Origin of the sequence: Methylocaldum marinum (genome assembly GCF_003584645.1) — a bacterium.
In the GTDB taxonomy this organism is placed as follows: domain Bacteria; phylum Pseudomonadota; class Gammaproteobacteria; order Methylococcales; family Methylococcaceae; genus Methylocaldum; species Methylocaldum marinum.
In genome coordinates, this window is the sequence record NZ_AP017928.1 from 637,740 (window position 1) to 652,911 (window position 15,172).

The window sequence follows — 15,172 nt, forward strand, 5'->3', positions numbered from 1 at the left end:
TCATGGTTTACCGTGTCCATCCGTCCGAACGGATTTCCCATGGTGTCGACCGCAACCGCTTTCTGCGCCTGTTGAGCGAGCATGTCGGAGGAGACGGGCTGCTGTTCGATCCCGAGGATCTCCGTCCCTACGAGTGCGACGGGCTCTCCGCATACCGGGAGCTGCCCTGGATCGTCGCTCTGCCGAAAACGATAGAACAGGTGCAGGCCGTGCTCCGTCTGTGCCGGGAGCACGGTGTCCCGGTGGTTGCGCGGGGCGCGGGCACCGGACTTTCCGGCGGCGCATTGCCGGTCGCCGATGCCGTACTGCTGAGTCTCGCCGGATTCAACGGGATCATGGCGATCGACCGCGCGAACCGCACCGCCCGGGTCCAGCCGGGGGTTCGCAATCTCGCCATCTCCGAGGCGGCGGCGCGTTACGGACTTTATTATGCGCCCGATCCGTCGTCCCAGATTGCTTGTACCATCGGCGGCAATGTGGCGGAGAACTCGGGCGGCGTTCATTGTCTGAAGTACGGCTTGACCGTGCACAACGTCCTTCAGGTGCGGCTCGTCACCCTGGATGGCGAACTCCTGACACTGGGCGGATCGGGATACGACGGACCCGGTTACGACCTGTTGGCATTGATCACGGGCTCCGAGGGATTGCTGGGCGTGATCGTCGAGGTTACCGTGAAGCTGCTGCCGATTCCCCCTTGCACGCAGGTGCTATTGGCCTCTTTCGATAGCGTCGAGGAGGCGGGGAGAGCGGTGGCCGCCATCATCGGCGCCGGTCTGGTGCCGGCCGGCCTCGAGATGATGGACAACATCACCATACGGGCGGTGGAAGATTTCGTGCACGCGGGATATCCGATCGATGCCGCGGCAATCGTGCTCTGCGAATTCGACGGCATCGGCGAGCAGGTGGAAAGCGATCTCCTCAAGGCGGGGGATGTTTTCCGCACTCAGGGCGCGACCGGGGTGCGTCAATCGACCAGCGAAGCCGAGCGCAAGCGATTCTGGGCGGGCCGCAAGGCAGCCTTCCCGGCGGCGGGGCGGATTTCGCCCGATTATTACTGTATGGACGGCACCATTCCGCGCAAGCGTTTGCCCGAGGTGCTGCGGCGGATTTCCGAGCTTTCGGCGCATTATGGGCTGGTAGTGGGCAATGTGTTCCATGCGGGAGACGGCAATTTGCATCCTCTGATTTTGTACGACGCGAACAAATCCGGCGAGCTGGAGCGGGTGGAAGAGCTGGGCGGAAAAATCCTCGAAGCTTGCGTCGATGCGGGCGGGACCATTACCGGCGAGCACGGCGTCGGGGTCGAAAAGATCAACCAGATGTGCGTTCAGTTCGGGGCGGCCGAACTGGCCCAATTCCATGCGGTCAAACGGGCTTTCGATCCCGGAGGCTTGCTCAATCCGGGAAAAGCGGTTCCGACACTGCACCGCTGTGCCGAATTCGGCGCGATGCATGTCCGTGGCGGACAGATCGCACATCCCGAGCTGGAGCGTTTCTGATGGACGCCGATCTCAGTGAGAGCCTGTGTGAAGCTGTATTGCGCGCGGGAAACCCGGAAACGCCGCTTATGATCGTCGGCAGCGGGAGTAAAGCGTTTTATGGCAGGAAAGCCGCCGCCAGCGTGCTGGAAACCGCGGGGCACACCGGAATCCTGCGCTACGAGCCGACCGAATTGGTGATGACCGCGCGTTGCGGCACGCGGCTTTCCGAGATCGAATCCGTTCTGGCCGAGCGCGGCCAGATTCTGCCTTTCGAACCGCCTCATTTCGGTGAGGGTGCAACCCTCGGAGGCACGCTCGCCTGCGGGTTTTCCGGGCCGCGTCGGCCCTATGCGGGTTCGGCGCGCGATTGTTTGCTGGGTTGCGGGATTCTGAACGGCAAAGGCGAGATACTGTCGTTCGGCGGCGAAGTCATGAAAAACGTGGCCGGCTTCGATGTGTCCAGGCTCATGGTTGGCGCCATGGGCACGCTGGGGGTGCTCCTGGAGGCGTCGATCAAGCTGGCGCCCAAGCCCGAACGCGAGCTGACGGTCTGTTTCGAAAGAACCGTCGAGGACGCCTTGAATGACATGAACCGTTGGTGTTCCGAGCCGTGGCCGTTGTCCGGACTCGCCCACGACGGTACCCGAGTCTACGCGCGCCTGTCGGGCTCGGAGCGGGCCGTCGATGCCGTACACCGGAAATTCGGCGGGGAAGTTTGCGAGGAGGGCGATGCGTTCTGGGAGGACTTGCGCGAACAGCGCCACGAATTCTTCAGTACCGAGAGCCCTCTTTGGCGGATATCCCTGGCACCGGCCACTCCGGTCTTGAATTTACCGGGTACCTGGTTCTACGACTGGGGCGGCGCGCTGCGCTGGCTGAAGACCGATGCGTCTGCCGAGACCGTATTTCGGGCGGCCGAAGCGGCGGGCGGACATGCCGCGCTGTTTCGGGGACGGAGCGATGACGGGCGGGTATTTCAGCCCCTGACCGGCGGTTTGAAATCTTTGCATGCGAATCTGAAGCGGGCGTTCGACCCCAAGGGTTTGTTCAACCCCGGCCGGTTGTACGAGGATTTCTGATGCAGACGAAGCTCGCCGATTTCGTCAAAGACACGCCCGAAGGCCGGGAGGCGGATGCGATCCTCAGAAATTGCGTACATTGCGGCTTCTGTACCGCCACCTGTCCGACCTATCAGCTCCTGGGAGACGAATTGGACGGCCCGCGCGGGCGGATCTATCTGTTGAAGCAGATGCTGGAGGGCCAGCCGGTCACCGCCAGGACGCAATTGCACCTGGATCGCTGCCTGAGCTGCCGGGCCTGCGAAACGACTTGTCCATCCGGCGTCCGCTACGGCCGGCTGGCCGATATCGGCCGGGGCATGCTGGAGCAGAAGGTCCGGCGTCCCTGGCTGCGACGCCTACAGAGATGGGCACTGCGCAAGCTGCTGCCGTATCCCGAGCGCTTCGGCGCGGCACTGGCACTTGCCAGGCTGGCCCGGCCTATCTTGTCGGCTACCTTGCGCGCCAAGATTCCACACAAAGCTCCGGCCCCGGCGTGGCCGGCCGCGAGACATGCCCGCCGGGTACTGATGCTGGAAGGGTGCGTGCAGCCCGCCATGGCGCCCGGTATCGACGCCGCCGCCGCGAATGTCCTGGACCGGCTCGGCATCAGCGCGATTCGCGGCGAGGGCAGCGGTTGCTGCGGCGCCTTGAGCTATCATCTTGCGGCGCACGAGGAGGGCACGGCGTTCATGCGGCGCAACATCGACGCCTTATGGCCGCATATCGAACAAGGGGCGGAGGCGATCGTCAGTACCGCCAGCGGCTGCGGATTGATGCTCAAGGAATATGGCGATGTGTTGAAACACGACCCCGTCTACGCCGGAAAGGCCGAACGCGTCTCCCTGCTGGCCAGGGATATCGGCGAAATTCTGGCCGGAGAAGATTTGTCCCCGCTGCGGAAATCGAAGCCTTGCAGAATAGCGTTCCATTCTCCGTGTACGCTGCAGCACGGGCAAAAACTGGCCGGGCTGGTCGAACCCCTGCTGTCCGACCTGGGATTCGAGCTGACCCCCGTAGACCAGCCGCATCTCTGCTGCGGTTCGGCGGGAACCTACGCCTTTCTGCAGCCCGATCTTTCCCAAAAGCTTCTCGCCGATAAACTCCGGGCACTGGAAGAGGGCCGTCCCGAATGCATCGCCACCGCCAATATCGGCTGCCGGGCTCACTTGCAGTCCGGATCCAAGGTGCCGGTCCGCCATTGGATCGAGCTGCTTCCGTTTTGATCCCGTCCGTGTGGGGGGGGGGGCAATGAGCGCTGGTACGGACGTTCATTGTGTATAAGCAAATTTGTCACGATTGATTGACAATGTAATAAAAACATTACTATATTCGCGCCCATCGACTGAATCCCGACTCTCATTATTTGCGGGGAAGACGTGGCCGTTTTTCCCGATTTTTCAAGACAAGGTTCAAGCCGACGTCTTGCGCTGGCCCGACGCGGTCCTCTCACGGCAGGACCCCGGGTGGTTGCCGACATGCGGCCGGCGGATGCCTGTCGAACCATCACGGCTTCACTTTTGGTCAAGCGCGCCGCCCTTTGGCTTTGCTGCTTGCCAGCCGTAACGCGTCGGCAAAGATTTTCGATGCTAAGCGAAAAGGCGCTGAACGGTTCGATCGCTGAATAGGTGCGGATTTCCCGAGTACGGCTCACGAACGTCTGAGCTTCCGTCCGGAGACCCGAAGTCCTAGCAAAAAACAACAAGGTAGGAAAATCTCAGGGGGAGTCATGCCAAATCTTGCGCTCGCGGATCTCGTCATTCCTTATTTGTTGAAAGGGGAAAATCTCGGCGCGAACCACGCCGCCCTCTCCACCATCCGCGTGGTATCTTTCGAAACGGCATCCGACGGATTCGGTACGGTGATTCGCGGCAAAGCCGAGATCAATGGTTCGGCGCGCATCGATGTAGAGGGCGGCCGCCTCGTGGTTGACGCTCAGAACACCGAAACGGCGCCGCCTTTTGATCCGCAGCGCAGGTCGCCGATCTTCGATATCCGGGAAACCACCATCGATTTCGAGCTGTTCGTCCCGCGCCAAGCCTCGGACATTATTGCCTCGGCTGCGGGCACTCTCACCGCCGCCGGGTTTACGCCGGCCGGCAACGTATTCGACTTCTGGGACCCCAACCCGAACTCGTCCAGCGGGGCGCCCAGTGATTACCCCTCCAGCGGATTCGTCTTCGACTTCATCATCAATGCGCCATCGATACGCCCGCCGTTCTTGCATCCGGCAAAAATGACCGACCGCGGATCGCTGGTTCCCGATCCCGATTTCCAGGAAGTCGCCATCCGTCTGCCGAAGCTGCGCTTCCGGCTGGCCCACGGCAACGCGCTGAACAGCCAGCTCTCGTTTAAGCTGGTGTCCGCGGGGGTCGAAGGTCTCGACGATCCGGGCGACATCGATATGGCGGAACTGGTCTCGATGGATCCGCCTTACGCGTTCGTCGGCGGGCCGCAGGATCGCGTGATCGGATTCGGCTTCCGCAAGGCGGTGCTCGATCTTTCCGCCAATGCCACTCCGCCTGCGGTCGTCGAGAAATTCGGGTTCGGCGACGACTGGTCGGGGCTTTATCTCCCGGAGGCGCGGATTTTCATTGCACCCGATGGCGCCCGCGATTTGGCCTTCGAGGCAGGCATCGAGGATTTGCTGATTGGTTTCGGCGACAGCGCCGGCGTCTCCGGGGATTTCGAAGTGGCGCTGATCAATCAGGGGGAGGGGGAGCTTGCTCTCAATGCCCGTTTCTTCGATGCCGAAAACAAGGCCTACGGCATCGATCGCCTGTCCGCGACCACTGCCAGCGTTTTACTGCCCGAGCGGACCCGCATGGTGGTCGACATTCAGGGTGGACTGCCGCCTTATCAGTGTTCGCTGGCGGTGAATGGCGGCCAGCCTCAGAACGGGCGTTTGTTCGAAATCGACCTGTCGGATGAGCCCGAAACCCTGCTGATCAGCGTGCAGGATGCCACCGGGGGAGCGGCGAAGGCGGCCACGTTCTCGATCGAGGCGCGCAAGCGTACGCCCCAGGAGGTGCTGGGCATTCCCGGGGAGCAGCCCTTGCCGGTCGAAGCGGCGGCCATCGATCCGCCGGCGAGCGGCACACCGCGCATCGTCATAGCCAGACAAACCGACCGTGATGTCATTCTTACCACGGATCCTCAGGACGCCAACGTCATGTGGTCCATAGTCGGCGGGCCTCCCGGCGAGACGGGGCCCGCCGTCAGCTTCACCGTTCCCGTTCCGGCGGGCGCGAATGTTACCGTCAAGGCGCGTTTGCCGGAGGTTCCCGTTCCGAGCGAACTTGATTTCTATTTTTATTTGGACGAGCCGGAGTCGGTCTCGCCGGCGAACGAGTCCAGTGCGCTCGGTGCTTATGCGAGCGTTTCCGAAAATCTATGGACGACGCGCGCCAATGGCAGGCTGCGGTCGGATTTGCGCGAACCCGGCGGAGAGGCGGCGCTGCAGCGTTATCGCGATGTGTTTCAGGAGCACGTGCCGGCATTCGCTACGCTGATGGTCACTGGGGAAGCGAGCTACGACGGTCGTGGAACGACCTCCAGGCGCGATTACAATTATGCCTTGGCGCGAAGGCGTGCTATCGCCGTGCGGGAAGGATTGAAAGCAATCTTCAAGGACAAGAATTTCGAATTCGTTATCGATCCCGAGCCGCGCAATCCGGCCGAACACGAAGACCTCTTTGGCTGGACGGAGAACTGGAAAAAACACGGGGCTCCTGCCGAGCGGGATTATTGGCGTGCCACGGTGACCCTGCCGTCCGATCTGGGCCGGCCCGAGCAGAACGGCACCGCGACGGTGACGCGTCCGGAAACCTCGCCCCCGCCAGTAATCCCCCATCGAGATCCGCCGCCGCCCGATGCGCCGCCGCCGCCGAGCTGGTTCCGCTCGGCCAGGATCAAGATGCGCTTGTTCAAGAATACCCTGGTAGCGGGCGAGATCGCCGTGGAGATCGATTTTCAGACGGCTGCCGAGGAACGCCTCAGAGCGTCCGGCGGGACTCAGGAATCGACGCCGTCGAAACTTCGAACCTTGCGGAACGGCGCACCGCTGGCTCCCGATAATCCCGCTGACGGCATCACGATGCTCCGGGTCCACTGCCAGTCGGACCAGACCTCCGGCCGCATCACTACGCTTCTCCAGATCGGGGCGGACCCAGCCGACACGGACGGACTTCTGGCCGCGGGATGGTTGCCGGGAGAGCAGCCGAACCCGGGCAAGGATTTTTGGCTTACTCTCCTGGGTTCCTATATCTCGTTCTGGCCGCTACTGGTCGAGATGACGAGCGGAAATCGCGGAGCGATCGAAGACGCAGTGCTCGACGGGGCGGCGCTGGCCATCCCGGGAGTCGTCGCCGCCTTGCCCTGGTTCCACGTCGAACGGGTGATTCTGTTCGGCGGCGAATATCTCCAGCGCGAACGAGGCGGGGCACTGGAAGGCTATTTTCTGTTCGACGTGGAAGCTGACTGGTCGGCGAAAATTTCGATTTTCGGCTTCGACCTTTTGGAAATTGAAAATCAGCATCCGCTCGCCGTACGCTACAAGGCCATCGGCCTGCGCTTCGGCAACCGCGAGGATGACGACAATGACCAGTTCGTGCTGCGCCCGGTGTTCGACGCCTCGCGCGGTTACACCATCGACGTGGCCCGCGGCGGATCGCTCCGGATCGCCCCGCCGTTCGACAATATTCTCAAGATCGCCGCCGCGCGGCTTTCCCGTACCAATCCGCTCACCTTCGAGGTTGACTTCGCGGTCGGGGTGGACCTCGGCGTCGTCACCATCGACCGCGCCCGCGTGCGCGTCTATCTGGATGAGCCGCGCCCGCCGGAACTGACCGCGTTCGGCGCCGGCATCGACATTCCCGGCGCCATTGCCGGGCGCGGCTACATGGAATTGGGGCAGGGCGATGCACCGGATACCACCAAGATCGGCGGCCAGATCGACCTGACTCTGCGGCCGCTTGGCCTACGGGTGGCGTCGGCTTTCGAGATTGCCGACATCATGGACGGCGAGCGGAAAGTGACGGGCGTCTACATCGGGCTCGATGTCGAGCTGCCCGTGGGCATTCCGCTGGGCGCCTCGGGGCTGGGACTGTACGGTTTTCGCGGAATTTTCGGGATGCACTACCAGCGCAACGACGACTTCGGGAGCACCGCCGCCGCGCCTTCCCTGCGTTGGCTGGATGCCGCCCAGGGCAAGCCGCACTTGCTGACGAATCCGAACACGTCGGCGGTGCTGTGGAAGCCCAAGGCCGATCAGTGGGCGTTCGGCATCGGAGCGCTACTCGGCACTCTCGAGGGCGGGGTGCTTATGAATCTGGATGGCACCCTGCTCGTCGAGTTGCCGGGGCCCCGGGTTCTCATCGTGATGAACGCGCGTATCATCTCGCCTCCGCCCGCACTGGACGGCATGGGCGCCTCGGGCGGTATTCTCGCCGCTATCGAAATTACCCGGCATCATTTCCTGATCGGCATGATCGCGGAATACGCGATCGAGAATCTGATCCGAATTCGAATTCCGGTGGACGCCTCTTTCGATTTCGTCAACGTCACCAACTGGCATTTCTATCTCGGCCAGCGCAGGGACCCCATCGAGGTGGACGTCCTCGGCATCGTCAAAGGCACCGGTTATTTCATGGTCAGGGGCAACGGCCTCGAAGCCCTGCCGGCAAAGAACCTGCCCGCGGTCTCCGGGTTTGCCCTGGGCTTGGGCGCCGCCGCCTCGATGATCTTCGGGGACGTCGACGACGGGCTGTATCTCCGCGTCGGCGGCGGCATGGACGCGATCATCGGATTCGATCCGTTCATCCTGGCGGGGCATTTCCAACTCAACGGCGAGTTGCGTCTCTACGTCGTTTCGATCGGTGCCTCGGCCAGGCTCGACGTGAAGGTCATCGAAAAGGGCGGGATGCAGATGCAGGCCGAGGGCGAGGCTTGCGGCCATATCGATACCTTCTTCTTCGAGATTGAGGGTTGCGTTCACATCAAGATCGGCAGTGTCAGCGGCGAACCGGACTTGCCGAAGCTTGTCGACAAACTGTCGCTGAAGAGCCGATCGCCGGCGCTGGTTCAGGGTACCGGTGTCGATCGGCCGATCGATGTCAGCCTGGGCGACGGCATCGAGGGCGATTCCGCGCCGTCGCCTGGAGATCCAAATCTGATCACCGTGCCTATCGATTCGATTCCTGTTCTCTCGATGGTCATGCCGCCGCAGGCCGACGACTTGCGGTTCGAAGGCGCACCCGTGCTGGGCCGTTCCGGTCTGTCAGGGGCTCAGAACGCTCATGCCCCGCGCGGAGCTGAGGCGTATCAATATCGGGTGACCGGCGTGACGATCGAACGGGCGGGCGGTGGTCCGGTGCTACTCGGTGAGGATGCACCGGCAACCTGGTGGACGCTCTCCAACCACGCCGAGAAAACGCCGGTGGCGCAGCTCGCGCTGTTTACCTATGAGCCGGAACCCGCCTCCAAGGCGATCGAGAAAACCGAAATTCGCAAGCAGTCTATCAGTGAGCGCTGGGGATGGGTCTGCGACCAGGTCGCTCCGCCCGCATCGGTGCTCTGGACTTTCCTGTACGAAAGGCTGGGATCGTCTCCGGACGGCTGGAACCTGGCGGGCGTCCCCTGGCCGGATCCCCCCAAGTCCAAGCGCACCGAGGCGCCCGAACTCGACCTCGGGGTGACGGAGCGCTGGCGCTCCGGCAGCACTCGAATCGATAACCTGCGGGGCATCGTCCCCACCGTCGTGGTCGGCTCGCTGTACAGTTGCAATCAAGACTCCCTGCCTACCGGGAAGCCGCTCGAGGGCGATGTCTCCCGCATCGGCGGCGGTCTCGGCTCCGGTTTTACCGATGGCCGGGATCTTGCCGGTACGGCCTCACGCCCCGCCCCGCTCACCGGGGCCAGTCCGGCCGATGGTGCGAAGGCACTCCGCTCGAACTTGTCGCTTTTGAAACACCGTTCCGAGCTTACGCTCGCATCGCCCCGGCTGGCCGAGAAGATCGAACGCCTTTCCGAGGTTCCGGCACAAATTGCCGATCCCGCCACCGTTCTCGATCGTCTCGCGAACGGAGACGCCGTCTCGCGCAGCGAAGTTCTGGAAGCGCTGTTCACCGTTCCGACCGGCGATGGCGGCCCGCGGAGCGGGTCTTGCGAGACCAAGGTGTTGCAGGCGCCGATGCTGGACAACGGTGAACTCATCGTCATCGGCGACCCGTCGAACCGCAATTTGGTGGCGGAGGCGCTGAACCGGGCGGGAGTGACCCACGGCCCGCTCGACAATGTCGTCGTTTTGCATACCGGAGCCTTCACCGAGGCCACGGTGCTGCTCTTCGTCCATGTAAGCCCTCTCGATGCCATGCGGGTTGTGGTCCGGACATTGGACGAACACGGTAGCGAGCTGTTCCGCATCCACGCCCGGGCAGCCGACGCGCTGCCCGGAAGGAGCTTGCCGGCGCGTTGGACCGACCGGTCCGGACCGTGGGCCGAGGATGTCGCCCATGTTATGGGCTGGGCGGAGGATCCTCGGGCCGGCGAGGCGTTTGCGCCAGTGCTGCTGACGGTCAATGGCGATGAGCTAGTCGATCGGATCGAGATCGGAGTCATTCCGCCGGCTGAAGGTGAAAGAGAGACCGGTTCGGATCTGATTCCGAAATATTACCTGGCGGCGATCGAGGCCCTGCGTTACGCCGAGTTCGAACGTTACGAGTGGGACGAAAAGGAAATCGAGAAGGAGAGGGCGGTGATCACCAGGGTGCTCGGTCCGGCAGGTACGAACGACGCGCTGCTCGCGCCCGACGCGCTCTACAGGATTACCGTGAATTGGTCTGGAAAGCGAAAGAGCGATGGGGCCGCGCGCACGGAGGCACAGAGCTTCTGGTTCAGAACCGATGCCCAGCCGCCGGCGAAACTCGATCCGTGGGTACTGATGAGCGCCCCGTTCGACGGCCAGTCCTGCGTTTTCGGAGCCGAGCCGGTGCGCATCGTGTTCAACACCCATGACGTGGATCGTCTGTTCGCGGCCTATAACAAAGAACTTCGCATTCGCATTACCGCGTCTTCCGGGCATCATCCGAACTCGCAGCCGGATGCTCTGCATCCCTTCCCGATCCGGGGCGAGTTGACGCCTGCCGGGGCGGGCGTGCTCTCCCCGTGGGAGGATGCGCTCGAGGAGGTGATCAAGGAGACTGCCCCGTGCATTCCGATCGACGTGAACCGCACGCGGCAAACCTCCGTCACCGTGCCCATCCCGCTCGATCCGTATACGGACTACAAGCTGGACGTGGAGATGGTGGATCTCGGCGCTCCCGCCGATGCGTCGGGACCTCGGCTTTACCGCCGCAGCTTCTCGACGGGGGCTTATGGCAAGCTGGTCGATTTTGCCAACCATATCCAGGCCGCAAAGATCCTGCACCGCTATGCCGCTAACGGGGTCATGGATAACATCCGGACTCGCTTTGGCGGACGCAGACCGCAGGGCGCGGAACTCGACGACGCCTTCATCCAGGCCGGTCTAGAGCCGATGGATCCGTCTCCCGAGCCACGCGCGGTGGTGTTCTGGGAGCAAGCCGGAGGCGATCCCCCTCAGCCCGCCGCGCTTTTGCTCGATGTGCCCGAGCCGCTCTGGAGGGCTCGGCCATTCCCGGAGAAAATCGTCGACAACAGCGGCTCTTCGCCCGCCGAGCGCTGGGTGATGGGCGAACGCCTCTGGCTGCAGCTGGAGGCGGCGTCGGAATCGGCCGCCATCATCGCGGAGGACGGCATCATCCGCGCACCGGGCGATCAGCGGGCGCTGATCGTGGTCAAGCCCGGAAGCCGCGGTCAACAGCTGCGGCTCGATCTGGTGCGGCCGTCCGTCCCGGAACCCTATTTCGCCAGCTCTGAAGATCGCCTGGCGGTCATCGAGATTGCGTTGACAAAAGCCGTGTGGGAGGAGTAACGGGCAATGGCCATTCGTATCATCGATCCGCAACGCTTCATTCTCAGCGCGGCCGTCGTGGACTGGACCGAGGTCTATCGCCGCTATCCCAACGACCGCTCGGCGAGCGAAATCGCCATGCAGCGGGGGATTTCGACCCGAGTCGTGCAGTTGCGCTGGCTGCTGGACCCCAAACTCGGCTATCCGACCGAACCTTTCCGTGTCTGGCGGCGTCCTTCCAGGCCGATGGAAAGCGAGCGTCCGATCGCCTTCACAGTTTATGGTTCGTTTCCGGGAATCAAGGTTTACGTCTGGCAGAACCCGGTTGTCTTCCTGAGGGCGCAGATTAGGGTAGACGCTGCGAGTGTCAGTGTCATCGCCTACGCGGGAGCACCGTTCGGTTCCGCCGTCGCCGGCTGGGAAAACCTGAACACCGGGTTTCATACCGTCACCTTCAGCGGCTCCAGCATCGCTTGTATCGTCGTCGTCGGCGACGCTCATGTGGATGGGCTCGCCGGGCTGACCGGACAGGATGACATCGAGGGCGAAGAGTGGGAACCGCTCGAACGGGTCGGCCTCCCCGTTAATCGGGACGAGTGGTCGGGCATCTTCGACCTGGATGTCGAGCAGGGGTTCGAATCCGAGTTGACCGAGCCCTTCAAGGCTGCGGAGCTCAGATTCCTCCGCGGCGCGCCGTTCTACGGCTGGGAGGATCTCATCGAAGCCGAAACGCCGGCACCCGCTTGGGCGCTCGCCGATCCCCGGTTGATCCTGAAAGCCCTCGAAGCAGACCTTGAGCGGGCGCTGAGAAAGATGATCACAACGCATCCGCCGCAGAACCATCATCAGTTCGCGTGGGGCCAGCCGATGGCGATCAATGCCGGCGCGCAAACCGCCGAGACCCGCTACGCGCCGATTCGGATGCTCATGCTTGGGGCCGCATCCGATCCTTTGTTCAGTCTCGTTGCCGGGTTCGGCACGGCCTTTGACTCGGTGGACGGTTGGGATTACATGGTTACGGCCCGATACAGCCATGGCCTGGATGGGGCTTCGGAGCCGGTGGAATATGCCGCTGTCGTCCAAGCGCCGAAACAGGCGACGATTCCGCCGAGGCCGGCCAATCTCGGTGCCACATTCGAAGGGCTGACTCCGCCTGAGATCCGCGACCAGCTCTACCGGGGCGTGGTGCGGCTGGCCTGGGACAAGTTGCCCGATATCACCCCTTTCCGGATCGCCAGCTACGCCGCCGCTCGGCTTGCCATCGATCCGCCATCCGACATCGTCTCGCTGATGGGCGGCCGCAAGTTCGACCCCTTGGTTCCCCAGCCCATCAGCGCCACGACCAGTCTCGCCAACGAACAGGAAACCGGCACGCTGCGCTCGCTCGACGAAGGCTATCGCATCGAACCCGCCAGCATCCCCAATCGTCTGCTCTATGCCGTCGCGCATCAGGACTTGTTCGGTCTGTGGAGCCCCTGGTCGTCGACAGAACACACCCTACAAGAGCCGCCGGTGCAGAGCGCCCGTATCCTGTCGGCCCGTTTCGACGTGGAGTCAGCGGCGTCGGCGGTCTGTCCAGCCAACCTGATCGTCGATCTGACCTGGGACTGGGCAGTGCGTTCGCCGGAACGGCTCGTCCTCGTCGGTAAGCTCTATGCCGCTTCGAAACCGGGCCAGCCGCCGGACAGCCCCGAGATTCCCGCGGGTCTCCAAAACGCCTTCCCGGGACCGGCGGCGGGTACGCCGCTGGTGGTCAACTTCGCCGGAAACGATTCCGGCAGCGTCACCGGCGCCATGCTGGAATATATCTCGGACGACGGCAAGGAACGGCTCGCGGTCCCGGTAGTGGTTGCCGGACCGCGCCGCTACCGGCTCACCATTCCGGGCTTTTCCCTCGATTTCACCAGCGCCGGGCACGTCGGCATGGCACTTTGGGCCCGGGGACAGGAGCATATCGCACCGCAACGAACCGGCCCCTGGTCCAACGAACCGACCGTATCGAGCGCTTCCGATCCTCGCCCACCGGTGATTACCCTGATCCGCGAGGAGGTCGAATTGGCGAGCCTCCCGGACGGGCGCGGCGAGCACCGTGCTCGCCTCGACTGGCCCAGAATTGCAGGCGCCGTCGGCTATTACATCTATGAGACGACGGAATCGAAATTACGTACCGATCCCGACTTGGCCGCCGAGATCGTGAAGCAGCGAAGCGAGGGCGGGGGCGAGGGCACGAATACGAGCGAGGCTTTGCCGGGCGAGACACTTGCGGACCGACTGCTGACCCTGCGCAATGCCTTGCACGAACGGCCGGTACGCCGTCCCTTTATCCGCGTCAACGCCACGCCGATCACAGGGCTGGATGCCGAGGTCGTGATCCCGCGGGGTTCCAAGGACATCCATATGTATATCGTGCTCGGCGTCAGCGCGGGACAAGTGGAATCGAGCTGGCCGGACCTGAACGACCCCCACCGCGAGAAGCGCTTCCGTGCGTTCGTAGCGCCGCAGATTGCGGCCCCTTCGCCGCCGGTGCTGGAAGTTACGCTGGATAAGGTGGCAGAGTACGGATACCGCGCTTGCCTCGCGATAGAGACGCGTCCGGGCGCCGTGGTCGAGCGTCTGGAAATCTTTCGCACGCGGGTGGAAGACGCGGCGCTCCAGGTCGACACGATGGGACCGCCGATCGCGACGATTACCGGCTCGGACGCAGAGTGGAGAGTAACTCCCGTGACCGGTACGGGGCCTGGAGACGCGCAGCCGCTCGGCATAATCCGGGGCTACGACCAGCCGGACGGTTCATGGAAGCGCGTTTTTTACCGTGCCGTCGCCTGGTCGGGAAACGATCCGTCCCGCGCCCTCTACGGTGGAAGGTCACAGCCCAGTGCCGCGATGGCGATCGTCGTTCCGCCGGCGGCTCCACCCGAACTCGCGCCCATCGTCGCGGACCGCCCGGAAGGCGCGCTGTCCGGAGTGCGTTTTGCCACGACGAGTCCGGCGCCGGTCGACACAACGCCGCTCGGCCCTCACCGGATCAAGGTGGAGGTGGTGGCGATTACGCTCGACGGTTCGCTCTATCCGGTTTTCGCCTACCCGGAATTGCCGGCGGCGGGCGTCCCGGACGATACCCTTGGCGGCGTTCCGACCGCGCCTGGCGTCGGGCTTTGGCGTGAGGAAACTGCCGGCGACAACCGCTACTGCGTTCTGGTCTCGGAGGATTCAGTCGAAGACGCCGTCCGTATCCGTATCCGCATCCTTCTGACCGATCCCCTCGGACGGACCACCGAGCGGGTTCTGGACGCACCGGGGGCAGCGACGCTCCCGGCGCCCGATATCGTCGATCCCACGCTCACCGCCATGCCGGGAAAGGGCGTCATTTTCGGATTCAAGTCGCATGCTCCGATCCCGGCGACGCCCATAGGACCCTACGTATTGCAGGTTCAATTCTGGTCGTACGACTCGCCTTCACCCGACACGCCGGTGGTGGTCAGCGCCGATCTGCCGAATATCAAGTTACTGCAATCCTTGCTTGATCCTTTCAGCGAGGCGAGGCCGATTTCGTTGCGGCGCGGCAAGCCGGCGGGCGGCGTGACGCATTTCAGCGTTTACCTGCGGGGCAAGGGGCTCCTGGCCGTGAAACTGTTGGGACCCGACGGACAAGCCGCTGATGTCACCGCAAAGGTGGAATAAACAACGGTGCCATTTCGAGCGAG

General features: G+C 63.4%; 5 protein-coding genes. All 5 read left to right on the forward strand.

Translation table 11 applies throughout. From position 1 onward, the window contains the following. Positions 1-2: 2 nt before the first annotated feature. The 5 genes from sS8_RS02845 (at position 3) to sS8_RS02865 (ending at position 15,149) form a co-directional block, all read left to right on the forward strand. Entirely contained in the window at positions 3-1,499 is a 1,497-nt protein-coding gene (locus sS8_RS02845; protein WP_119628333.1) for an FAD-linked oxidase C-terminal domain-containing protein, read from the forward strand. Continuing rightward, a complete protein-coding gene (glcE, locus tag sS8_RS02850; RefSeq protein WP_119628334.1) occupies positions 1,499-2,560 on the forward strand; it encodes a glycolate oxidase subunit GlcE in 1,062 nt (353 codons plus the stop codon). The genes sS8_RS02845 and glcE overlap by 1 nt, the downstream gene beginning before the upstream one ends. Then, the gene (gene glcF, locus sS8_RS02855; protein ID WP_119628335.1) at positions 2,560-3,765 is read left to right on the forward strand and encodes a glycolate oxidase subunit GlcF; all 1,206 of its coding nucleotides are present in this window, start codon (positions 2,560-2,562) and stop codon (positions 3,763-3,765) included. The genes glcE and glcF overlap by 1 nt, the downstream gene beginning before the upstream one ends. Positions 3,766-4,268: 503 nt before the next feature. Further along, positions 4,269-11,489: a hypothetical protein gene (locus tag sS8_RS02860; RefSeq protein WP_119628336.1), complete on the forward strand. Its 7,221-nt coding sequence runs from the start codon at positions 4,269-4,271 to the stop codon at positions 11,487-11,489. A gap of 6 nt (positions 11,490-11,495) precedes the next feature. Beyond that, a complete protein-coding gene (locus sS8_RS02865) occupies positions 11,496-15,149 on the forward strand; it encodes a hypothetical protein (protein WP_119628337.1) in 3,654 nt (1,217 codons plus the stop codon). The last annotated feature ends 23 nt before the right edge of the window (positions 15,150-15,172 follow it).